General features: G+C 61.4%; 14 protein-coding genes. 6 read left to right on the forward strand and 8 right to left on the reverse strand.

Annotation, left to right across the window (positions count from 1 at the left end; all coding sequences use genetic code 11):
• Positions 1-7: 7 nt before the first annotated feature.
• Both ptsP (KUA23_RS24735) and nagE read left to right on the forward strand, forming a co-directional pair.
• A complete protein-coding gene (ptsP, locus tag KUA23_RS24735; RefSeq protein ID WP_252994313.1) occupies positions 8-2,518 on the forward strand; it encodes a phosphoenolpyruvate--protein phosphotransferase in 2,511 nt (836 codons plus the stop codon).
• Between the two features lie 27 nt (positions 2,519-2,545).
• Positions 2,546-4,252 (forward strand): N-acetylglucosamine-specific PTS transporter subunit IIBC, encoded by a 1,707-nt coding sequence (gene nagE, locus KUA23_RS24740; RefSeq protein WP_099494243.1) that lies wholly within the window; start codon positions 2,546-2,548, stop codon positions 4,250-4,252.
• 434 nt (positions 4,253-4,686) lie between these two features.
• Here the strand turns inward: nagE and KUA23_RS24745 are convergent, their stop codons facing one another.
• Entirely contained in the window at positions 4,687-4,998 is a 312-nt protein-coding gene (locus KUA23_RS24745) for a YqfO family protein (protein WP_252992999.1), read from the reverse strand.
• A 4-nt stretch (positions 4,999-5,002) separates the two neighbouring features.
• Positions 5,003-8,899: a phosphoribosylformylglycinamidine synthase gene (gene purL, locus KUA23_RS24750; protein ID WP_078050083.1), complete on the reverse strand. Its 3,897-nt coding sequence runs from the start codon at positions 8,897-8,899 to the stop codon at positions 5,003-5,005.
• A 287-nt stretch (positions 8,900-9,186) separates the two neighbouring features.
• On the opposite strand from purL, the gene mltF reads away from it, so the two are divergent.
• A complete protein-coding gene (mltF, locus tag KUA23_RS24755; protein ID WP_078050084.1) occupies positions 9,187-10,647 on the forward strand; it encodes a membrane-bound lytic murein transglycosylase MltF in 1,461 nt (486 codons plus the stop codon).
• A 136-nt stretch (positions 10,648-10,783) separates the two neighbouring features.
• On the opposite strand, the gene KUA23_RS24760 is transcribed toward mltF, so the two are convergent.
• From KUA23_RS24760 to treP, 5 genes are all read right to left on the reverse strand, one after another.
• Positions 10,784-11,062, reverse strand: a complete 279-nt coding sequence (locus KUA23_RS24760; RefSeq protein ID WP_078050085.1) for a PTS sugar transporter subunit IIB — start codon at positions 11,060-11,062, stop codon at positions 10,784-10,786.
• A 2-nt stretch (positions 11,063-11,064) separates the two neighbouring features.
• Positions 11,065-13,581, reverse strand: a complete 2,517-nt coding sequence (gene ptsP, locus KUA23_RS24765; RefSeq protein WP_252993000.1) for a phosphoenolpyruvate--protein phosphotransferase — start codon at positions 13,579-13,581, stop codon at positions 11,065-11,067.
• 180 nt (positions 13,582-13,761) lie between these two features.
• Complete coding sequence (locus KUA23_RS24770; RefSeq protein ID WP_252993001.1) at positions 13,762-14,982, reverse strand: maltoporin; 1,221 nt, start codon at positions 14,980-14,982, stop codon at positions 13,762-13,764.
• A gap of 152 nt (positions 14,983-15,134) precedes the next feature.
• Complete coding sequence (gene treC / locus KUA23_RS24775) at positions 15,135-16,781, reverse strand: alpha,alpha-phosphotrehalase (protein WP_214497437.1); 1,647 nt, start codon at positions 16,779-16,781, stop codon at positions 15,135-15,137.
• A 119-nt stretch (positions 16,782-16,900) separates the two neighbouring features.
• Positions 16,901-18,343 carry a PTS system trehalose-specific EIIBC component gene (gene treP, locus KUA23_RS24780; RefSeq protein ID WP_099494239.1) on the reverse strand — a complete coding sequence of 481 codons (1,443 nt, stop codon included), beginning with the start codon at positions 18,341-18,343 and terminating at the stop codon, positions 16,901-16,903.
• Positions 18,344-18,581: 238 nt separating this feature from the next.
• On the opposite strand from treP, the gene treR reads away from it, so the two are divergent.
• The 3 genes from treR (at position 18,582) to KUA23_RS24795 (ending at position 22,854) form a co-directional block, all read left to right on the forward strand.
• A complete protein-coding gene (gene treR, locus KUA23_RS24785) occupies positions 18,582-19,286 on the forward strand; it encodes a trehalose operon repressor (RefSeq protein ID WP_252993002.1) in 705 nt (234 codons plus the stop codon).
• Positions 19,287-19,380: 94 nt separating this feature from the next.
• Positions 19,381-20,244, forward strand: coding sequence for an alpha/beta hydrolase (locus KUA23_RS24790; protein ID WP_252994314.1), 864 nt, complete (start codon positions 19,381-19,383; stop codon positions 20,242-20,244).
• A 306-nt stretch (positions 20,245-20,550) separates the two neighbouring features.
• Complete coding sequence (locus KUA23_RS24795) at positions 20,551-22,854, forward strand: autotransporter family protein (RefSeq protein ID WP_078050091.1); 2,304 nt, start codon at positions 20,551-20,553, stop codon at positions 22,852-22,854.
• A 129-nt stretch (positions 22,855-22,983) separates the two neighbouring features.
• Here the strand turns inward: KUA23_RS24795 and guaA are convergent, their stop codons facing one another.
• The gene (guaA, locus tag KUA23_RS24800) at positions 22,984-24,561 is read right to left on the reverse strand and encodes a glutamine-hydrolyzing GMP synthase (RefSeq protein WP_028617834.1); all 1,578 of its coding nucleotides are present in this window, start codon (positions 24,559-24,561) and stop codon (positions 22,984-22,986) included.
• Positions 24,562-24,569: the final 8 nt, after the last annotated feature.

Raw genomic sequence — 24,569 nt, forward strand, 5'->3', positions numbered from 1 at the left:
CGTGCCCATGCCCTACAACAATAATGAATTGACCCTCAGCGCCCCGTTAAGCGGGCCCGTGCTGACCCTGGGCGACGTTCCTGATGAAGTGTTCGCAAGCCACGCCATGGGCGACGGTATTGCCATCGACCCCCTGAACGATTGCCTGCATGCGCCCTGTGACGGCGTAATCATCCATGTCGCGCGCACCGGGCACGCCCTGACGATTCGCGCCCAGAACGGTGCCGAGGTGTTGATGCATGTGGGCATCGATACGGTGGAGCTGAACGGCGAAGGCTTTGCCTTGCTGGTGAAGGAAGGCGCGAAGGTGAGCAAGGGGCAAGCATTGGTGCAGTTTGACCTCGACCGCATTGCGCGCCAGTGCAAGAGCTTGATCAGCCTGATCATCCTGACCAATGGCGAACGTTTCGAATTGCGTTCGGTAGCCGGGCAATCGATCAAGGTCGGCGAGCCGTTGTTGCGGGTCGTGGCGCGTTCGGCGGCAGCGGTTCAAACCGCTGTGGATAACTCGGACGCTGAAGTCAGCGCCAGCGTGCGCATCACGCATCGCGGTGGTTTGCATGCGCGTCCGGCGGCGTTGATCCGCAAGACGGCCCAGGGTTTCAGCAGCCAGGCACAGCTGCATTTCGGTGACAAATCAGCTTCGTGTGACAGCTTGATTGGCTTGATGGGACTGGGTATTGGCGAAGGGGATGAAGTGCGTGTGAGCTGTCGCGGCAAGGATGCGGAGGTGGCGTTGCAGGCACTGGTCGCGGCCTTGTCCGCCGCCATTAAGGAAGAACACCACGCCCCCGTCGTTGCCACCCCACGCCGAGCCAACACCGAAGCCGGCGTGTTGCAAGGTGTGTGTGCTGCTCCGGGTCTCGTATGTGGGCCGCTGTTCCGCCTGACGGGTATCGAACTGCCGGCAGACACCGGCCACCATGCTGCCGATGAGCAACTGCAACGCCTGGACGCCGCCCTGGAGCAAGTGCGCAGCGAAATTCGCATGACTCTGGATCAAGCGCGCCAGCGCAAGAACGTCGAGGAAGAAGACATCTTCGCCGCCCACCTCGCGCTGATGGAAGATCCTAACCTGCTGGAAGCCGCGACCGGCTCCATCGAAAAAGGCAGCGCAGCGACTCACGCCTGGCGCGATGCAATCCAGGCGCAATGCGCGGTATTGCTGGCCCTGGGCAAACCACTGTTTGCCGAACGCGCCAACGATCTGCGTGATTTGCAACAACGGGTACTGCGTGCGTTGCTGGGTGAGGCCTGGCATTTCGAATTGCCCGCGGGGTCGATTGTCAGCGCCCATGAACTGACCCCCTCAGACCTGCTGCAACTCAGCGCGCAACAGGCCGTCGGCATTTGCATGGCCGAAGGCGGCGCCACCTCTCACGTGGCGATCCTGGCGCGCGGCAAAGGCTTGCCCTGCGTGGTGGCGTTGGGTGCCGAAGTCCTCGATGTGCCCCAAGGCCAACGTGTGGTGCTGGACGCCGCCAACGGCCGCCTGGAACTGGCACCCAGCGACGCGCGCCACGCCGAAGTGCACCAGATTCGTGACGCGCAGAAACGGCGTCGCCAGCAGCAACAGGCCCAGGCTCAACAGCCGGCGCGCACCAGCGACGGCGTGACCATCGAAGTGGCCGCCAATGTCGCTTCCAGTGCCGAAGCCCAAGTGGCGTTTGAAAACGGTGCCGATGGCGTCGGCCTGCTGCGCACCGAATTCCTCTTCGTCGACCGCCGCACCGCGCCGGATGAGCAGGAACAACGCCACGCCTACCAAGCCGTACTGGATGCCATGGGCGACAAGTCAGTGATCATCCGCACCATCGACGTGGGCGGCGACAAGCAACTCGATTACCTGCCACTGCCCGTCGAAGCCAACCCGGTGCTGGGCCTGCGCGGTATCCGCATGGCCCAAGTGCGCCCGGAACTGCTCGACCAGCAACTGCGCGCGCTGCTGCAGGTCTCCCCACTGGAGCGCTGCCGCATCCTGCTGCCGATGGTCAGTGAGGTGGATGAGCTGCTGCAGATCCGCCAGCGTTTGGATGAGTTGTGCGTGGAGCTGGAACTGACCCAGCGCCCCGAACTGGGCGTGATGATCGAAGTGCCCGCAGCCGCACTGATGGCCGAGCAGTTGGCCAAGCACGCGGACTTCCTGTCCATCGGCACCAATGACTTGTCCCAGTACACCCTGGCCATGGACCGCGACCACGCCGGCCTTGCCGCGCGCGTCGATGCGCTGCACCCGGCGCTGCTGCGGCTGATCGCCCAGACCTGCGCGGGCGCTGCAAAACACGGGCGTTGGGTCGGCGTGTGTGGCGCCCTCGCCTCCGACCCGTTGGCCACGCCGGTCCTGGTGGGCCTGGGGGTCAGCGAGCTCTCGGTAAGCCCGCCGCAGATCGGAGAAATCAAGGACCGTGTCCGCCACCTGGACGCGGCGCAATGCCGGCAACTGAGCCAAGGGCTGCTCGACCTGAGCAGCGCCAAAGCCGTTCGCCAAGCCTGTCAACACCACTGGCCGCTGAGCTGACAACAACAAGAAAAAAGGAGACTCGCCATGTACCAACATTTCATCGAAGGCCTGCAACGCCTGGGCCGTGCACTGATGCTGCCGATTGCGATCCTGCCGATCGCCGGCCTCTTGCTGCGCCTGGGCGACACCGATCTTTTGAACATCGCGGTGATGCACGACGCCGGGCAGGCGATCTTCGCTAACCTGGCGCTGATCTTCGCTATCGGCATCGCCGTGGGGTTTGCCCGCGACAACAACGGCACGGCCGGTTTGGCGGGTGCGATTGGCTACTTGGTGATGGTCTCCACGCTCAAGGTGATGGACACGTCCATCAACATGGGCATGCTTGCCGGTATCGCCAGCGGCCTGATGGCGGGCGGGCTGTACAACCGCTTCAAGGACATCAAGCTACCGGAGTACCTGGCGTTCTTTGGTGGGCGACGGTTCGTGCCGATCGTCACCGGGTTCAGTGCGGTCGGATTGGGCGTGATCTTTGGTTTGATCTGGCCGCCGATCCAGCACGGTATCAACAGCTTCGGCGTGTTGTTGATGGAAAGCGGCAGCCTGGGTGCGTTTGTGTTTGGCGTGTTCAACCGCCTGCTGATCGTCACCGGGCTGCACCACATCCTCAACAACATGGCGTGGTTTGTGTTCGGCACCTTTACCGATCCGGCCACCGGCGCGGTGGTGACGGGCGACCTGACCCGCTATTTCGCTGGCGACCCCAAAGGCGGCCAGTTCATGACCGGCATGTTCCCGGTGATGCTGTTCGGTCTGCCTGCCGCGTGCCTGGCGATGTACCGCAACGCTTTGCCCGAGCGCCGCAAAGTGATGGGCGGGATTTTCCTATCGATGGCGCTGACCTCGTTCCTGACGGGGGTGACCGAGCCGATTGAGTTCGCGTTCATGTTCCTCGCGCCGTTCCTGTACCTGATCCATGCGGTGCTGACCGGCCTGTCGATGGCGGTCACCAATATGCTGAATATCCACCTGGGCTTTACCTTCTCCGGTGGGTTTATCGACATGGTGCTGGGTTGGGGCAAGTCCACCAACGGCTGGCTGGTATTCCCGGTTGGTTTGGCCTATGCGCTGATCTATTACAGCGTGTTCAACTACTGCATTCGCCGCTTCAACCTGAAAACGCCGGGGCGGGAAGATATCCAGGTGGTGCAGGCTGAGGTGATGACGGATAACCAGCGCGCTACGGCCTACATCCAGGCCTTGGGCGGTGCGCAGAATTTGCTGAGCGTTGGCGCCTGCACCACGCGCCTGCGGTTGGACATGGTGGATCGCAACAAGGCGGTGGATGCGGAGCTGAAAGCCCTGGGTGCCATGGCGGTCGTCCGGCCAGGTAACGGCGGCAGTTTGCAGGTGGTGGTCGGGCCGATGGCAGACAGCATTGCCGATGAGATTCGGTTGGCCATGCCTTCGTTTGTTGCCAGTGCGCCGGTGGCGGTTGCGTCTGTGGATAAACCGGTGGCGGTGAATGTGCAGGAAGCCGAGAAGTGGCTGAATGCCTTGGGTGGCCGAGGGAATGTTCGCCAGTTGGAAGCGGTGGCGATGACGCGGTTGCGGGTGGAGTTAGGGGATGACTCGGTGTTGTCTGAAGCTGACCTGACGGCTCTGGGTTGCCAGGGTGTGAGCCAGCTGGAAAGCGGTGTTTGGCACTTGTTGATTGGTGACAAAGCGTCGGGCTTGGGTGACGCGTTGGAGCGGTTGGTCAGCGGTCGCCAGATTGGGGCTGGGGCCTAACAAACCTTTGCCTGAACAGGCCCCATCGCGGGCAAGCCCGCCTCCCACATTTTTTATCTGTGAATACATTCAAAATGTGGGAGCTGGCTTGCCTGCGATTGGCCTTAACTGGCGACTGGAGTGTTGAGACCAGGAATCCCATTCATGTCCAACACATGGTTACGGCGGGCTTGCAGTCCCGGTCGCTGAATTGGCAGCGGCTGGCGAAGATTAGTGAGAGGAGTTCCGAGGGACAACCTGAAAGACCTGTGGGAGAGATCTGAGGCGCCTGTCCCGACGCCATCGCAGGCAAGCCAGCTCCCACAGGTGATGTACGACATGACAACGCGGTCGAATGTGGGAGCCGGGCTTGCCCGCGATGAGGCCCTAACAGCCGACAAAAAACCCGCTGGCCAAACTGGCCCAGCGGGTTTCGTGTTTATGCAGCCAACGAATCAAAAATCCGCCAACTGCCACACCTCATACGCCGGTGTCTCATACGGGTGACTGAGTTTGAGCGCCGCCACAACAGCCACGATCAACTCCTCCGCCACCACCAGCTCCACCTTCCACTCTTCAACCACTTCAACCTGGCCCACCTGCCCGATGAACGGCTGGCTGCCGTCCAACGCGCGGAATTGGCCCTGGCCCAGCACTTGCCAGGCGCAGCTGTCGTAATTGCCGATGCGCCCGCCGCCAGCGGCGAAGACGGCGGTCTTCACCGTCTCCACGTGGCTGTCGGGCACGAAAAAGCTGAGCTTGTACACCGCCTTAGTTCACCCACACACGGGCGTTGCGGAACATGCGCATCCAGGCGCCGTCTTCGTTCCACTCTTCCGGACGCCAAGAGTTCTGCACGGCGCGGAATACACGCTCCGGGTGCGGCATCATGATGGTCACGCGACCGTCGCGGCTGGTGAGGCCGGTGATCCCGCGCGGCGAACCGTTCGGGTTGGCCGGGTAGGTCTCGGTAACCTTGCCGTGGTTGTCGACAAAACGCAGGGCGACGGTGCCGGACAGGTCGGCTTCCAGCAACGCTTCTTCGCTTTCGAACTCGGCATGGCCTTCACCGTGAGCGATGGCGATTGGCATGCGCGAACCGGCCATGCCTTGCAGGAAGATCGAGTTGGACTCCTGCACCTGCACCATGGCGACACGGGCTTCGAACTGCTCGGAACGGTTACGCACGAAGTGCGGCCAGAACTCGCTGCCCGGGATCAGCTCGCTGAGGTTGGACATCATCTGGCAACCGTTGCACACACCCAGGGTGAAGCTGTCGTTGCGCTCGAAGAAGCCCTGGAAGGCGTCGCGGGCACGGCTGTTGAACAAGGCCGACTTGGCCCAGCCTTCACCGGCACCCAGCACGTCGCCGTAAGAGAAACCACCGCAGGCCACCAGGCCTTTGAACTCATTGAGGTCAACGCGACCGGCGAGGATGTCGCTCATGTGCACGTCGATCGCATTGAAGCCTGCGCGGTCGAACGCGGCTGCCATTTCCACCTGGCCGTTGACGCCCTGCTCACGCAGTACGGCAACCTGTGGGCGAATGCCTTTCTTGATGTAAGGCGCGGCGATGTCCTGGTTGACGTCGAAGCTGAGCTTGGTGCTCAGGCCCGGGTTGTCTTCTTCCAGGATCACGTCGAACTCCTGCTCGGCGCAGTCGGCGTTATCACGCAGGCGTTGGATCTGGTAGCTGGTCTCGGCCCACTGGCGTTGCAGCAAGCGGCGCTGACCGGCAAATACAGTGTCGCCGTTGAACGAGATGTTGATCTCGCCGTTGTTGATCGGCTGGCCGATCACGGCCACGCAGTCGTCCAGGCCAGCGGCGCTGAATTGAGCGAGTACGTCCGGGGTAGCGTCCTGGCGAACCTGGATCACCGCACCCAACTCTTCGTTGAACAGGATGCCGTTGATCTCGGCAGCATCCTCGGCAACGCTGTCGAGCACGATGTTCAGGCCGCAGTGACCGGCGAAGGCCATCTCGACAACGCTGGTCAGCAAGCCGCCATCGGAACGGTCGTGGTAAGCCAGCAGGTGGCCGTCGGCGTTCAAGCCCTGGATCACGGCGAAGAAGGCTTTGAGGTCTTCGGCGTCATCGACGTCCGGTGCCTGCTTGCCGAGCTTGCCATGGGTCTGCGCCAGGATCGAGGCGCCCATGCGGTTCTGGCCACGGCCCAGGTCGATCAGGATCAGGTCGGTGGTGCCCTTGTCCATGCGCAGTTGCGGGGTCAGGGTCTGGCGAATGTCGGTGACCGGTGCGAAACCGGTGACGATCAGCGACAGCGGCGAGGTGACGCTCTTGTCGGTGCCGTCTTCGTTCCAACGGGTGGCCATGGACATGGAGTCCTTGCCCACCGGAATGGTGATACCCAGTTCCGGGCACAGCTCCATGCCGACCGCTTTGACGGTGTCGTACAGGCGCGCGTCTTCACCTGGGTGGCCGGCAGCGGACATCCAGTTGGCCGACAGTTTGATGTCGGACAATTTACCGATGCGCGAAGCGGCGATGTTGGTGAGGGTTTCACCAATGGCCATGCGGCCCGACGCGGGAGCGTCCAGCAGGGCCAGCGGCGTACGCTCGCCCATGGCCATGGCTTCACCGGTGTAGACGTCGAAGCTGGTGGCGGTGACGGCAACGTCAGCCACCGGGACCTGCCACGGGCCGACCATTTGGTCACGGGCCACCAGGCCGGTGATGGTGCGGTCGCCGATGGTGATCAGGAAGCTTTTGCTCGCCACGGCCGGGTGGTGCAGCACGCGTTCGATGCTGTCGGCCAGTTCCAGTTGGCTTGGGTCGAAATCATCGCCCAGCTCGGCTTCACGGACCGCCGAACGGTGCATGCGCGGGGCTTTGCCCAGCAGCACTTCCAGCGGCATGTCCACCGGGCTGTTGCCGAAGTGGCTGTCGGTAACCGTCAGCTGCGGTTCGGCAGTGGCTTCGCCGACCACGGCAAACGGGCAACGCTCGCGTTCGCAGATGGCCTGGAAGCGCGCGAAGTCTTCAGCGCCGACCGCCAATACGTAGCGCTCCTGGGATTCGTTGCTCCAGATTTCGTGCGGGGCCATGCCCGGCTCGTCGTTTGGAATGTTGCGCAGTTCGAAACGGCCACCCCGGTCGCCATCGTTGACCAGTTCCGGGAAGGCGTTGGACAAACCACCGGCGCCGACGTCGTGGATGAAGCTGATCGGGTTCTTGTCACCCAACTGCCAGCAACGGTCGATGACTTCCTGGCAGCGACGCTCCATCTCTGGGTTTTCGCGCTGTACGGAAGCGAAGTCCAGGTCTGCCGAACTGGTGCCGGTGGCCATGGAGGAAGCCGCACCGCCGCCCAGTCCGATCAGCATCGCCGGGCCGCCGAGGACGATCAGCTTGGAGCCGACCAGGATCTCGCCTTTCTTTACGTGTTCTTCACGGATGTTGCCCATGCCGCCGGCCAACATGATTGGCTTGTGGTAGCCGCGCACTTCATCCCCACGCGGAGTGGTGATGGATTGTTCGAAGGTACGGAAGTAACCGGTCAGCGCCGGACGCCCGAATTCGTTGTTGAACGCGGCGCCGCCCAGTGGGCCTTCGATCATGATGTCGAGCGCGGTCACGATGCGCTCAGGCTTGCCGTACGGCACTTCCCACGGTTGTTCGAAGCCTGGGATCTGCAGGTTGGACACGGTGAAACCGGTGAGGCCCGCCTTCGGCTTGGCGCCACGGCCGGTGGCGCCTTCGTCGCGGATTTCGCCGCCGGAACCGGTGGCTGCGCCCGGGAACGGGGCAATCGCGGTCGGGTGGTTGTGGGTTTCAACCTTCATCAGGATGTGCACCGGCTCCTGCACCGCGCCGTACTGGCGGGTCTCTGGGTCCGGGAAGAAACGGCCGGCGACGGAGCCGACGATCACCGAGGCGTTGTCTTTATAAGCAGAAAGAACACCTTCGCTGTGCATCACGTAGGTGTTCTTGATCATGCCGAACAGGCTTTTTTCCTGGCTTTCGCCGTCGATGTCCCAACTGGCGTTGAAAATCTTGTGACGGCAGTGCTCGGAGTTGGCCTGGGCAAACATCATCAGTTCGATGTCGTGCGGGTTGCGCTTCAAGCCGTTGAAGGCGTTGACCAGGTAGTCGATCTCGTCTTCGGCCAGGGCCAGGCCCAGTTCGGTGTTGGCCTTCTCGAGGGCGGCGCGGCCACCGCCGAGCACGTCAATCGCGGTCAGCGGCTTGGGCTCTGCGTGGCTGAACAGGCCGGCAGCCTGTTCCAGTTGGCTGACGATGATCTGGGTCATGCGGTCGTGCAGGCTGCTGGCGATCAGCTCGGCTTCGGCATCGCTGAACTGGCCGGCGACGTAGAAAGCGATACCACGCTCCAGGCGCTGGATTTTGTCCAGGCCACAGTTGCGGGCGATATCGCTGGCCTTGCTCGACCAGGGCGAGATGGTGCCGAACCGCGGCAGAACCAGGAACAAGCGGCCGTTAGGCTCTTGAACCGGAACGCTTGGGCCGTACTTCAGAAGGCGTGCCAGCACTTGCTGTTCGTCGGCGGTCAACACGCCGGTAACGTCGGCGAAGTGAGCAAATTCAGCGTACAAGCCTGTAACAGCTGGAACCTTCTGGCTCAGTTGCTCAAGGAGTTTGCTGTGGCGAAAGGCAGAAAGGGCAGGAGCGCCGCGCAGGATCAACATCTTCGGGACAGCCTCGGGAAGGGGGTGTGCTTTGAGGCCGTGCATTCTAGCGTAAACCGTCGCCAACGGCACCCGAAACGCTACCGGTGGCTGCTGCCAGACGTCAGTTGGCTGGATTACGCCCCTTTCGTGGAGGCGAGCAGGCCATTCGGCGCAGTTATTTTAACCGTCACAATCCCTCGCCAAGCCGCGTTTCTGCGGGCTGCAGCACAGTTTTTCGGGTGCTAGCAGACAACTCCCACGCTGTCGAGATATGGCGCCGTGGGCCGTTTGCGTATACTGCGCAGATGTTCTCCCCAACTGCTTTGCGCCCGCGATGCGCCAAATGGCTCATCGCCACCGGACTCTTCCTGATGCTCAGCGCCTGTGTTGATAAACCCAGCACGCTCGAGCGAATCAAGGAGGATGGCGTATTGCGGGTGGTCACCCGGAACAGCCCGGCGACTTATTTTCAGGACCGCAACGGTGAAACCGGTTTCGAATACGAGCTGGTCAAGCGCTTCGCCGACGACTTGGGCGTGAAGCTGGAGATCGAGACTGCCGACAACCTCGATGACCTGTTCGGCCAGTTGGGCAAGCCCAACGGCCCGGTCCTTGCGGCGGCCGGCCTGGTCAGCAGCGAACAGCGCCAGCAGCAGGTGCGTTTCTCCCACCCTTATCTAGAAGTCACCCCGCAGATCATCTACCGCAATGGCCAGTCCCGACCGACCAATGCGGCGGACCTGGTGGGCAAGAAGATCATGGTACTCAAGGGCAGCACCCACGCCGAGCAGCTGGCGGCGCTGAAAAAGCAGAATCCTGCGATTGAATACGAAGAATCCGACGCCGTTGAGGTGGTCGACCTGCTGCGCATGGTGGACGAAGGGCAAATCGACCTGACCCTGGTGGACTCCAACGAAGTGGCAATGAACCAGGTGTACTTCCCCAACGTGCGCGTGGCGTTCGACCTGGGCAACGCCAGCAACCAGAGCTGGGCGGTGGCCGCCGGCGAAGACAACAGCCTGCTTAACGAGATCAACAGTTACCTGGATAAAGTCGAGAAAAACGGCACGTTGCAGCGTCTGAAAGACCGCTACTACGGCCATGTCGACGTGCTCGGCTATGTGGGCGCCTACACCTTTGCCCAGCACTTGCAGCAGCGTTTGCCCAAGTACGAGAAACACTTCCGCGCCTATGCCAAGGAAGAAAAGGTCGATTGGCGCCTGTTGGCGGCCATCGGCTATCAGGAGTCACTGTGGCAGCCGGCCGTCACCTCCAAGACCGGCGTTCGCGGCTTGATGATGCTGACCCAGAACACTGCCCAGGCGATGGGCGTGTCCAACCGCCTGGACCCCAAGCAAAGCATCATGGGCGGCGCCAAGTACCTGGCCAAGATCAAGGATGAACTGGACGACAGCATCGCCGAGCCGGACCGCACCTGGTTTGCCCTCGCCGCCTACAACGTCGGCACCGGCCACCTGGATGACGCACGCAACCTGGCCAAGCGCGAAGGCCTGAACCCGAACAAGTGGCTGGACGTGAAGAAGATGCTGCCACGCCTGTCGCAGAAGCAGTGGTACAGCAAGACCCGCTACGGCTACGCCCGCGGTGGGGAGCCGGTGCACTTTGTGGCAAACATCCGCCGCTACTACGACATCCTCACATGGGTGACCCAGCCGCAGTTGGAGGGCAACCAGGTGGTCGAAGGCAACTTGCATGTGCCGGGTGTGGACAAGACCAAGCCGCCGGAAGATAACCCGCAGTTGTAAGACACACTCCCAAACACCCTAAGACTAATGTGGGAGCGGGCTTGCTCGCGAATGCGGTGAGTCAGTCGCTACACAGTCTGACTGATACACCGCATTCGCGAGCAAACCCGCTCCCACATTTGGATCTTCACTAGGCTTAAAGGCCGGTGAGTAGATGCACCACTCCGCCCGTCAGCACCATCACACCTGGCACCCCCGCTGCCTTTAACGCCGTAGCATCCACCTTCGCCACATCCTGCAACTGCACCCTCACCCGCGTCAGCGCCACACGCTGCTGCGACTTGAGGTTATCCGCCCCACCCAACGCGTTCAGCACCTCGGCCGACAACAGGCTTTGCGTCGGCGCGGTGACCGTCTCGGCGATCAAATCCGGCGTCAGGGCTTTCCAGAACGCCCGCTGCAATTTCTCGAACATGCTCAAAGCTCCACGACAGGTGAGGTTTCAACAGTGGCCGCGTGATATTGGCGCAGGGCCTCACGCACTTGGGCGGCTTCTTCCAGGCCCAGTACCTGGCGGGCGATGATCTGGCAGTCGGCCAGGTCCAGCTCGCGCACGGTGGCCTTGATGGTGGGGATCAACGGCACGCTGACCGACAACTCATCCACCCCCAAGCCGATCAACACCGGCACGGCCAGCGCTTCGGAGGCCAACGCGCCGCACACGCCCACCCACTTGCCATGGGCATGGGCGGCCTTGACCGTGGTGGCGATCAGGCGCAGCACCGCCGGGTGGAAGCTGTCGGCCTGGCTGGCCAGGCGCGGGTGGTCGCGGTCCATGGCCAGGGTGTATTGGGTCAGGTCATTGGTGCCGATGGAGAAGAAGTCCACATGGGGCGCGAACACGTCCGCCATCAGCGCCGCCGAGGGCACCTCAATCATGATGCCCAGCTTCGGCAACTCGGTGAGCCCCAGCGCCAGCGCTTCCTCTTCAAGAATCTTGCGCGCCAGGTGCAGCTCCGATAGCAGGCTGACCATCGGCAACATGATGTGCAGCCGCGCAAAACCGGCACTGGCGAGGATCGCGCGGAACTGTTCGCGCAGCAGTTGCGGGCGTTCAAGGCACAGGCGGATGCCGCGCAAGCCGAGGAACGGGTTGGTTTCGGCGTCCATGGGCACATAGGCCAGCGGCTTGTCGCCACCGACGTCAAGGGTGCGCACCACCAGGTTGCGCCCCAGGCCCAGGGCACGGGCGATCGCGGTGTAGGTGCCGGCTTGTTCCTCGGGGCTTGGTGCGCGGTTGCGGTCCAGGTAGAGAAACTCCGAACGCAACAGGCCAACCCCTTCGCCGCCGAGGGTCAGGGCGTGCTCGACTTCCTGCAACGAGGCTACGTTGGCGGTCACTTCGACGTGATGGCCGTCGCGGGTGGTGGCCGGTAGAGACGCCTGCGCCACATCGCGCTGATGGCGCAGCACCTGGTGTTTGCGGGCGGCCTCCAACTGTTCGATCTCGGCCAGGTTCGGCTCCAGGTGCAACTCGCCTTTGTCGGCGTCGAGCAGCACCTGTTTGCCGTTGGCCAGCGCCAGCACCTGGGCGGGCACGCCGCAGATAGCCGGCAGGCCAAGGGCTCGGGCCAGAATCGCGACATGGCTGGTCGCACCGCCGCCGACCGTGACAAACCCCAGGACTTTGCGGGTATCCAGGCTGGCGGTCTGCGAAGGGGTCAGTTGCTCGGCGATCAGGATCGCGCGCTCCGGCAAATCCCAGGCGCTGTCCTGGACCCCCAGTATCAGTTTCAGCACACGCTGGCCGACGTCCGCCAGGTCGGCCGCACGTTCGGCCAGCAGGGCATTGCCTGAACCCCGGAACAGGTTGGCCGTCGCAACCGTGGCACTGTTCCAGGCAAAGGCGGCGCTCTTGCCCTCATCCAACAGGCTGTGGGCTTGTTCGAGCAAGGTCGGGTCTTCGAGCAACTCCTGATGCGCGCGGAAAATCTCCGCCTGGGCGCTGCCGGCAGCCGTGTCTTGCAGGGTTTGCAGCGCTGCGGTGGCAGCCACCAGGCCACGCGCCAGGGCGGCACGTTCAGACGCTTCATCCGTGCCGTGTTCAGGGATGACCCACTCGGGCTCGATCACTTGCACGACCTGGCCAAACGCCGAACCCGGTGAGGCGCAGACGCCTTTAAGCAACGTCGCCGACAGCACCATCGCGACCGGCTCGGCAACGTTCGTCACTGCCTCGCCACAGCCTTCGGCCAACAAGGCAACCAACGCCTGGATCGCTGCCTCGGCATCGGCGCCCGCCGCACTCACTTGCAGGGTGTCGCCCTGCACGGTCTGCAACGCCATGATCGCCACCAGCGACTTGGCATTGGCGCTCTGGGTTTGCTTGTGCAGGTAGATGCTGGCCTTGAAACCCTTCGCCGCCTGGGCGAATACCGCCGCCGGGCGGGCATGCAGGCCGTTGGCATTGGGCAAGGTCAGTGGCTTGGAGAACAGTGCCTCGCCCTCCTCCTCATCCATCGCCTCGGCGGTTTCACGGGGGACTAACTGCAACAGCGGCTGGCCAGCGTCCACAAGACCGCTCGCCAATACGGTAAAGGGTTCGCCGCTGACCACCAGCATCAAGGTCAGCAAACTGCGCGCATGGATAGCCACGTAGTCGGCATCGAACTCGATCAGCGCCTGTCCGGCCTCCACCCGCTGGCCTTCCTGCACCAACCGGGTGAAGCCCTGGCCCGCCAGGTTCACGGTGTCCAGGCCGATATGCAGCAGCACCTGGACGCCGTTGTCATCGGTCACGCTGACCGCATGCCCGCTGTCCTGGATATTGCTGATCACCCCGGCCAGCGGCGCGCACAAGGTCTGCGAGGTCGGGTCGATGCACAGGCCGTCGCCGATCACGCGGCTGGAGAATACCGGGTCGGGGACCTTGTCCAGTGCCAGCAGCACACCGGATAGGGGCGCCAGCAATTCCAGGGGTTTAGATGGGGTCATGACTTCACCTGCTGTTTTGTTCTGTAAAAATCATTGGGTGATGCAACCCCAAGATGACGACGATCGAATGTGGAAGCTGGCTTGCCTGCAATAGCATCGCCTCGGTGTTACTGAAAGACCGAGTCACCCGCATCGCAGGCAAGCCAGCTCCCACGCAAAACGCATTCACATGAGTTCGCGCTATTTCCACCAATATTCGACCTGCACGCCAACATTCGACCCATGCCGCGCCGTGCCATAGGAGCCGGTATCAGACAACGCCGACCCCGCCGCCAATTCATTCGCCGCACGTTTGGCCGCTTCGTTCCAGGTTGCATAGGTGTAGTACAAGCGCACCTCCGGTCGCGCCCAGAATTCCGGGCCTTTGGGTGACCAGGTCGGGGCGAAGGTAAATTTGCTCAGTTTGCGTGTACCGCCGGTGGCGTCGACCTGATCATGCCCAAGTTCGGTGACCAGTTTGAACTGCTCGCTGATGGCATACGCCGGGCGCACACCGATGGACATCCAGGTCTGGTCCTGGCTGCCAGGGCGAATGTCTTTCTGGTACACCGCCTCGACCTGCCCACCAAAACGCGGCGTCACCTGCCAGTCGAAAAACTCCACGGCACGGTAACTTTTGCTGCTGTTGTCCAGGAAGGTATTGCCGGTGTAGCCCAGGCCGGTGCCGGGGCCTTCGCCGTACTGCAAGGCGAACTTGTTCTTGCCGCCCAGGAAAGGTTTTTGCACGTGCTGCGCAGTGATCGCCCAGCCGCTGTGGGTGTCACGCCCGCCGGCTTTTTCGATGTAGCTCAGGCCCAGTTCCAGCTCGCCGCCAGGGTTGGTCTTGAAGCCCGCGACGTTGAAGTCGTGACGGGTGGCGTATTCCTTCTGGTACAGGTTGTCCTTGCGCGAAATCGCGTAGCTGTATTTGAGGTCACCGATCAGCACGTCCTCGATACCACCGCCCGTGGCGCTCTGGTTCCAGTAGTAGAAATCGGAGATATGGATGTCGTTACGTTTGTAGTAACGCCGACCGGCCCATACCGAACCGCCATTGAGCGCTGGCAGGTTGGACCACTGCGCATACATCTGCGGCATGCGCGCGGTGCCGTTATTCTCGCCTTGGAACTTCAGCTCGCGGTCGTATTTGTTATAGAGCGACGCCATTGCATCGACGCTGAGCACCGAGCCGTCGTCCAGGGTGAGCAGGTCTTGGCGCAGCTCCAGTTCGGCGTATTGTTCGCATTCGTTACCCAGGCGGTATTTGGTTTGCGCCCCCGGCAGTTGGAAACATTGCTGTGGGCCGCTACCGGTTGAAGTACCCGCGCCGCTGCGCAGGTAACCGGCAAATTCCAGTGCTTGAGCGCCAAAGGGCAAGCCCAGGCAAGACGCAACGAGGCCCAGCTTTATTGTTGTTCTCATGAAACGCTCCTTTTATTTTTATTGTTTTCTTACTTTTTTGCTCGACACGATCCGTTGTAGGCGCCGGTTTGCTGGCGATAGCAGTCCGCAGGGCGATAGCGGTCTTGAGGGCGCTATCGCCGGCAAGCCGGCTCCTACAGGGGCGCGTTGTTTCAGTCTTTCAGGTGCAGGACGAAGGACTCATAGGGGCGCAGTGCGACGGTGGCGGTGCGTTGCGGGCAGTCGGGGTAGTTGCTGATCAGCAGGCGCTGCTCGCTGGCCGAGTTGATGACGTCGTCCGGCAGCTGGATTTCGCACGGCGTGCCATAGAAGTTGTTCAGCACCAGCAGGCGCTCGCCGTGGCCTTCACGCAGGTACGCCCAGACCTGCAAATGGTCTTGCAACAGCTGGCGATAAACGCCTTCCTGGATCAGCGGCTCATGGCGGCGCAACGCGATCAGCGCACGGTAGTGATGCAGCACGGAATCCGGGTCGTCCAACTGGCTCTCGACATTGATCTGTGCCGCATTGGCCGGGATCCCGATCCACGGCTCACCCCTGCTGAAACCCGCATTCGCCCCGGCAGTCCACTGCATCGGCGTGCGGCCGTTGTCGCGGGATTTCTGCATGATCGCGGCCATGCTCGACGCCTCGGACTCACCCGCATCGCGCTTGAGCCGGAAGATGTTCAGGGTCTCTACATCGCGGTACTGCTCGATCCTGTCGAAGCCAGGATTGGTCATGCCCAGCTCTTCGCCCTGGTACACAAACGGCGTGCCCTGGAGGAAGTGCAGCGCGGTCGCCAGCATCTTGGCCGAGACCACCCGATGCTCACCGTCATTGCCGAAGCGCGAGACCACCCGTGGCTGGTCGTGGTTACACCAGAACAGCGCGTTCCAGCCGCCACCGGCCTGCATGCCCAGTTGCCAGTCGGAGAAAATCTGCTTGAGCTGCAAGAAGTCGAAGTCGGCCTTCACCCACTTCTGCAGGTTCGGGTAATCGACCTTCAGGTGATGAAAGTTGAAGGTCATCGACAGCTCTTTCGACTCTGGCCGTGAGTAGCGGATGCAGTGTTCGAGGCTGGTGGACGACATCTCGCCGACGTTGATCAGGTCATGCCCTTCGAACACTTCGCGGTGCATTTCCTGCAGGTATTCGTGCACGTTCGGGCCATCGGTGTAGAAGCGCCGACCGTCGCTGGTGTCTTCGGGGAAATCGGCAGGCTTGGAGATCAGGTTGATCACGTCCAGGCGGAAACCGCCCACGCCTTTGTCGCGCCAGAAGCGCATCAGCTTGAACACCTCGGCACGCACCTTGGGGTTGTCCCAATTCAGGTCGGCCTGGGTGTGGTCGAACAGGTGCAGGAAGTACTGCCCGGTTTGCGCCTCGTATTCCCAGGCCGAGCCGCCGAACTTGGATTCCCAGTTATTCGGCTGGTCGCGCCAGATGTAGAAGTCGCGGTACGGGTTATCGAGGCTGCTGCGCGCCTGCTGGAACCACTCGTGTTCGATGGAGGTGTGGTTGACCACGATATCCAGCATCAGCTTGATGCCACGCTTGGCCGCTTCGCTGATCAGCAAGTCGCAGTCGGCCATGGTCCCGTAGCTGGGGTCGATGGCGTAGTAGTCGCTGATGTCGTAGCCGTTGTCGCGCTGCGGCGAGCGCAGGAACGGCGTAATCCACAGGCAGTCGACGCCCAGCCATTTGAGGTAGTCGAGTTTGTCCACGATGCCCAGCAGGTCACCGGTGGCGTTACCCGCGTGGCTGTGGAAGCTTTTGGGGTAGATCTGGTAGATCACCGAGTGTTGCCAGTCTTGCATGGTGGGTTCCTTCAGTTGATTTGTGTACAGGCCTCTCGGGCCTCATCGCGGGCAAGCCCGGCTCCCACAGGGGAACGCGTTTCAAATGTGGGAGCTGGCTTGCCTGCGATGGCGTCGGGTCAGGCGACCCTGTACCCAGGCCGAACAATCTTGATGCTCAACGCACAGGTCAAAACAAACGGCACCACCATCGCGATGACCATGCCAATCACAAACACCGCGATGGATTGCGGCACAATCGAGATAAACCCAGGCAAGCCTCCCACGCCGATGGCCGAGGCCTGCACCTTGTTCAGCGCGAGGAAAATGCTGCCCAATCCCGAGCCCACCAAGGCCGCATAGAACGGAAACTTGAAGCGCAAATTCACCCCGAACATCGCCGGCTCAGTAATGCCGAAGTAAGCCGAAATCGCCGAGGTCGACGCCATGCTCTTATCCCGCGCGTTGCGGGTCATGTAGAACACCGCAAGCGCAGCGCTGCCCTGGGCCAGGTTGGACATGACGATCATTGGCCAGATAAAGGTGCCGCCCTGAGTAGAAATAAGCTGCAGGTCCACGGCGAGGAACATGTGGTGCATGCCGGTGATCACCAGCGGTGCATACAGCAGGCCGAAAATCGCCCCGCCGACCATGGGAGCCAGGTCAAACAGCGTGACCACGCCTTCGGTGATCAGGATGCCGAGATGACGGGTCACCGGGCCAATGATCGCCAGGGCCAACACACCCGTGACGACGATGGTGGTGATGGGTACGACGAGCAGTTGAATCGCGTTGGGCACCCGCGCCCGCAGCCATTTTTCGATCACGCTCATCACGTAGGCGGCCATCAGGATCGGCAGGATCTGCCCCTGGTAGCCCACCTTCTCAATCTGGAACCAACCGAAAATATCGAAGTACGGCAGGCTCTGGCCGTCGAGACCGGCGACTGCCTTGCCGTAGTTCCAGGCGTTGAGCAGGTCCGGGTGCACCAGCATCAGGCCGAGCACGATGCCGAGGATTTCGCTGCCGCCAAAACGCTTGGCCGCCGACCAGCCCACCAATGCCGGCAGGAACACAAACGAGGTGTTGGCCATCAGGTTGATCAGGCTCCACAGGCCATCCAGGTTCGGGTAGGCCTCCAGCAGCGTCTTGCCCTCGATGAACATGCCCTTGGCGCCCATCAGGTTGTTCACGCCCATCAACAGGCCGGCGATGATCAACGCGGGCAGGATCGGCATGAACACATCGGAGAACACCCGCACCAGGCGCTGCATGGCGTTGGTCTTGTCGGCGCCCTTCTTCTTCACGTCGGCGATGGTGGCAGCGGCGAGGCCGGTCTGCTCGCGCAGGGCGGCATAGACCTTTTCCACTTCGCCGGGGCCGATCACCACCTGGAACAGGCCACCGGTGAAGAACGAACCTTTGACCAGATCGACCTGGTTCAGCGCGCTGCCGTTGACCCGGCTCGGGTCCTTGAGCGCCAGGCGCAGGCGGGTGACGCAATGGGCAGCTTGCTCAAGGTTGTCGCTGCCCCCGAGGTTCTCGAGAATCTCGCGGGCAATCGTCGAATAGTCGTGGCTCATGCTTGGTTTCCACTTTGATTTTTTTATTTGGGGGCAGTCATTGGCAGCACGCCGAAGTCAAAAGTACTCGTCTGTACGAGTTAAAGCAACAACTCGTCTGTACGAGTTACATTTTGTTTATTTTTTGTAGGACAGCGCATCGCTACAAGCCGCATAAATCCAAGGGTCTAATGGACAAACCCCCGCTCTGCCACTAAGGTTCCTGCCTTGACCGCAACCCCGGCAAAGAGCCATCCCCATGAGCAAATACAACCAGATCTATACGGATCTGCTTGCCAGCATCACGACTGAACGCCTGCAGCGCGGCACACGCCTTCCCTCCGAAACCGAATTGATGGACAGCTACCAGGCCAGCCGAGGCACCGTACGTCGGGCCATCGAGCAGTTGCAGGAGCGCGGGTTTGCGCAAAAGATCCACGGCAAAGGCACCTTCGTGCTTTCCCCCAACCCGATCGAGTTCCAACTGGGCGGCATCGTCAGCTTCCACGAAACCCACGCCGACCTGGGCGATGACGTACGCACCGAAGTCGTCGAATTCACCCAGTTCCCACTGGAAGGCTCACTGCTGCAACACATCGAAGCCGACCCCGGCACCCTGATCACTCGCATCAAACGGGTACGGCGCATCGGCGGCAAACGCGTGATCCTCGACATCAACCACTTCGTCGCCGAGGTGATTCCGGGGTTGGACCGTGAGATTGCCGAACAGTCGATCTACGCGTTTATCGAACAGACGTTGCAACTGCAGATTGCCTACGCCCAACGCACCATCGAAGCCCTGCCGCGCGGTAAGGACGACCAGACACACCTCGACCTCGAAGGGCAGAGCCATGTGATCGTGGTGAGCAACCAGACATTTTTGCAGGATGGACGGCAGTTCGAGTACACCGAGTCGCGGCATACGTTGGATAAGTTTTACTTTTCGGATATTGCGCGGCGGTAAACATAAGCCGGGAAGATCATTGCACCGCGATACTCTTGGCCAGTCCTGCCGCCAATGCCAACGGTTCCCTTGCCAAGGTGTGTTGTGAAATATGATGAGTAGACACGTTCGCTATCAACGAACATTGGCCGGTTTCTACAAAGCCTGTGTGCTGATGATCACCGCGCTCCTCATCGCCTGCCAATCGCCGCGCGAGGCACTGCAACAACTGGCTCAAGAGCACGGCCGACAAGTGGACGTCCTGCCGGGGGACGCCTTCCCCCTCCTCATACTTACGCCGCAAACTGCAGAAAAGATAACGCGCCTGCGGGTCTACCTGGAGGGCGATGGCCATGCCTGGTCGACGGCCACCCAACCCAGCCTGGATCCGAGCCCGCACACTCTATTAGTGCCACGGCTGGCGGTCGATGATCCGACTCCGAATGCGTACCTGGCACGCCCTTGCCAGTTCGTCATGGCCGCAGCCTGCCAATCGGCACTCTGGACCAACCGCCGATTTTCTCAGGAAGTGGTCACTCGCCTCAGCCAGGCGCTGGACCAATTAAAACAGCGGTACGGTAATAGAGAGTTCGAACTCGTGGGGTATTCAGGTGGTGCCGCTCTTGCCTTATTGTTAGCGGCGCAGCGCAATGATGTTACCCAGGTGCAAACCCTGGCTGGCAATCTCAGTCCACGCTTGTGGGCGACGATGAAAGGACTGTCGCCACTCGACGGTTCACTGGACCCACTGGACTACCGTAAGCGACTCGCCTTATTACCCCAGCGTCACCTCATCGGCGAAGCCGACCTGATTATTCCAAGTGGTTTGGCTGACAGGTACCAACAGGCGCTTGACTCGCACCTCTCCGAATACGTCCCTATACAAGGAGTAACCCATGATAGGGGGTGGGAAGCGCCATGGAGCCAATGGGTCAAAACGCCATTGGTACGTGAAAATGCTGAGGTCAAGGCCAGGTAGGTCCGCCTAAAACATCCGAATCCCATGACCGCTAGCCCCCGACCTGGGGTCGGCGACCACAACATCGACCTTAAAGTTTCAATTATTGCTTAACCGCCCAGAAAAACTGCAAAAAGATAACGGGCACTTCGCATTTTTTAGTTTTTTTCATCATTAATTCTTTTTATGGTGAATTTTCCTACACCCATCGTGTAAGTTTGCACGCGCTTGAATCAGCCATTCACTGACAAGCTGGCAGGGATGCCTAAAACAGACGCTGACGCGTGGGTTGTTCCCTGTCGGTTTCTGCCCTGTAAGGATACTGCCTTGAACACTTCCCACCTGCGCCGCTCGTTGTTGGCGCTGTCCGTCGCGGCTACCATTGCGACAGCCCACGCCGCACCCGCCCCCGACCTGAACTACGACCTGAGCACAGGGGCCTACAATAGCTTCGGTGATGTTTTCAATAACGCCACCTTCACCGGGACGTCGCAAAACGCAGGTGTAGAGCTGACCAACGTGACCTTGGCGGGCAACCTGGTCAACCAGGGCCAAATCAACCGAACGGCTGCGAACCCCACCGAGTTCCCGTCGGGTATCGCCATGACCCTCAACTCCAACGTCGGTGGCGACTTGGTGAATAATGGCGACATTACGGTGAGCGGCAACGCCGTCGTCGGGCTGGACCTGTACCTGGCGAAGATCGCTGGTGAAGTGAACAACAACGGCAACATCACTGTGACTGGCGCCAATGCCGAAGGCATGCTGATCACCTCGACCCAGGCGCGCATCAATAACTCGGGCAGTATCATCGCGCGGGGTATCGATTCTGAGGGGATCGACATCGAGAAAGCACGTTTTACGGGGCAGATGGCAGGCGCGCCCTCCCAGAGTGATATCAACAACAGCGGGACTATCTCCGCTGATGGGATCGGTATCCGCTTTCGCAGTCTCGACACCTCCGACGGCTTCAAGATCTTTTCTATCAGGCAGACAGCTGGCCTGATCGAAGGCGGCACCGCAGCCATTCTGGCGGACGACAATACCTCCCCTTCGTACTTCTACTGGCAGGGTGGCCAGGTCAAGGGTGACCTGCTGGGCCTCAGTGGTGTGCTGGTGCAAGGGGACGCGATGTTCGATGGCTCGACCATCCGCGCCGGCTTCGTCGACATCGACGGTGGCCGCCTGACCCTGCTTCGCCCGCAGACGACGATTGTGGGCGACCTCGACATGGACAGCGACACGGCGCGCCTGCGCCTGCTGCTGGATAACAACACATTGCCCGATACGCCAATCCTGAAAGTCACTGGCAACACCTTCTTCTCTCCAGGCAGCCAGATCGAACTGCAGGCGCGCTCCGACGATTTCCGCACGTCGGCCCAGGGCACCCGCTACACCCTCATCAACTCTGGTACTTGGGAGGATCCGCAGAACCTGTCCGTGGTGTCCTCCTCGGCACTGCTTGAGGTGAGGAACTTCGGCATTGAAGGCCAGGACGTGAAAGCCCTGGTTGCCACCCGCAGTGATGAGGTGATCACGGGAGACCTGCTGAATGCCCGCGGTTCGCGCAACGCGGTGGACGCCATCAAGCCGTTCAAGAACATGCTCATGGGCCAGATGGACGAAAGCGACCCGGTATTCCAGCAGTTCGCCAACGCCGCCACCAGTGAAGAACTGGCCAAACTGGCCGAAGCCCTGACCCCGGACGTCAGCCGTGGGGCAATCAACGCAGCGACCAACAGCCAGAATCTGGTCGCAGGTGCCATCAACCGCCGCGCCAGCAAAGCGCGTAGCGGTCTTTCCTCGGGTGACGTCCTGGCCGAACAAGGCGTATGGCTGCAAGCGCTGTCCAGCGACGCCAACCAGGACAGCCGTCACGGTATCGACGGCTACGACGCCAACACCAACGGCATTGCCGTGGGTGCCGACGGCAAGCTCAATGCCCAGACAACCGTGGGCCTGGCTTACAGCTACCTGACCAGCGACGTCAAATCCGACCGGGGCAACAAAACCGACGTCAGCGGCCATGCATTGACCTTGTACGGCAACTGGGCCCGTGACAACTTCTTTGTCGACACCTCGCTGATGTACGGCTGGAACGACAACGAGTCCAAACGCTACATCGCCGGTACCCGCGCCAAGGCCGATTACGACAGTGAGATTTTCGGCGTCAACGCACTGGCAGGCTACACGTTCCAGCTCGACAAGCAGTGGCTGCTGGAACCACAGGTCGGTGCGCGCTATGCCAACATCTCGATGGATTCGTACCGTGAAAAAGGCAGCTCTGCCGCCCTCAACGTCGGCAGCCAGCGCTATGAAATCGGCGAAATGGGCCTGGGCGCTCGTCTGGCCGCCGCTTTTGACGTAGGTGTGGGCAGCTTCGAACCGGAAGCCAAGCTGATGGCCTGGCACGACTTCATCGGCGACAAGGCCAACACCACCTCCACCTTTGTGCTCGGCGGCACCCCATTCACCACCACCGGCGCAACGCCGGCGCGCGACAGCTACGAGCTGGGACTGGGCGCGAACTACCGCGTGGGCGCCTGGAGCGTGGGCGGGACGTACAACTACCTGACCAGCAGTGGCTTCGACGCCGACACCTTCACGGCGAACGTGCGCTACGATTTCTGATCAACGTCTTCGCCTGAAACAACAAAACCCGCACTGGCGGGTTTTGTTGTTTCAGGCTCGTGGTATCCAGCATTAGCGTGGGCATGAAAAAACCGGCCTAAGCCGGTTTTGTCATGGAGCGCTGCGGGATCACTCCCACTCAATCGTCGCCGGCGGCTTGCTCGACACGTCATACGTCACGCGCGAAATACCTTCGATCTCATTGATGATACGGCCGCTGACAGTTTCCAGCAGTTCGTATGGCAGGTGTGCCCAGCGGGCGGTCATGAAGTCGATGGTTTCGACGGCACGCAGGGCCACGACCCAGGCGTAACGGCGGCCATCGCCTACTACACCAACAGATTTCACCGGCTGGAACACCACGAATGCCTGGCTGACTTTGTGGTACCAGTCGGCCTTGCGCAGTTCTTCGATGAAGATGTGGTCGGCGCGACGCAGCAGGTCGGCGTATTCCTTTTTCACTTCACCGAGGATCCGCACGCCCAGGCCCGGGCCTGGGAATGGGTGGCGGTAGACCATGTCGTACGGCAGGCCGAGTTCCAGGCCCAGACGGCGGACTTCGTCCTTGAACAGTTCGCGCAGCGGCTCTACCAGCTTGAGGTTCATTTCCTCAGGCAGGCCACCCACGTTGTGGTGGGACTTGATCACGTGGGCCTTGCCGCTCTTGGCGCCGGCCGACTCGATCACGTCAGGGTAGATGGTGCCCTGGGCGAGGAACTTGATGTTGTCCAGTTTGTTGGACTGGGCATCGAAGACGTCGATGAAGGTGCGACCGATGATCTTGCGCTTCTTCTCTGGGTCGGACTCGCCGGCCAGGTTGTTGAGGAACTGGTCCTCGGCGTTGGCGCGGATCACCTTGACACCCATGTTCTCGGCGAACATGGCCATCACTTGCTCGCCTTCGTGCAGGCGCAGCAGGCCATTGTCGACGAAGACGCAGGTCAGTTGGTCGCCAATGGCTTTGTGCAGCAGCGCGGCAACCACGGAGGAGTCAACGCCGCCGGACAGGCCGAGCAGGACGTTGTCGGTGCCGACCTGGGCGCGCACCTGGGCGATGGCGTCTTCAGCAATCTTCGACGGGGTCCACAGGGCTTCACACTCGCAGATGTCGAGGATGAAGCGCGACAGGATGCGGCCGCCTTGCTTGGTGTGGGTCACTTCCGGGTGGAACTGCACGCCGTAGTAGCGGCGCTCGTCGCTGAACATGCCGGCGATCGGGCAGCTCGGGGTGCTGGCCAGGATGTGGAAGTCTTCCGGCATCTTGGTGACCTTGTCACCGTGGCTCATCCACACATCGAGGCCGAACAGGCCGTCGGCGTCGACGTGGTCTTCGATGCCGTCCAGCAGGCGGCTCTTGCCGACCACGTCTACACGGGCATAACCGAATTCACGCAGCTCGGAACCTTCAACTTTGCCGCCCAGTTGCTCGGCCATGGTCTGCATGCCGTAGCAGATGCCGAAGACCGGCACGCCCAGGTCGAATACGGCTTGCGGGCAGCGTGGGCTGTTGGCTTCGTGCACGGACTCGGGGCCACCGGCGAGGATGACGCCTTTCGGTGCGAATTCGCGGATCGCTTCGTCGTCCATGTCGAACGGATGCAGTTCGCAGTACACGCCGATTTCACGCACGCGGCGGGCGATCAGTTGGGTGTACTGGGAACCGAAATCGAGGATCAGGATGCGGTGGGCGTGAATGTCGAGGGCCATGAAGTCAG

Origin of the sequence: Pseudomonas pergaminensis (genome assembly GCF_024112395.2) — a bacterium.
Taxonomy (GTDB): Bacteria; Pseudomonadota; Gammaproteobacteria; order Pseudomonadales; family Pseudomonadaceae; genus Aquipseudomonas; species Aquipseudomonas pergaminensis.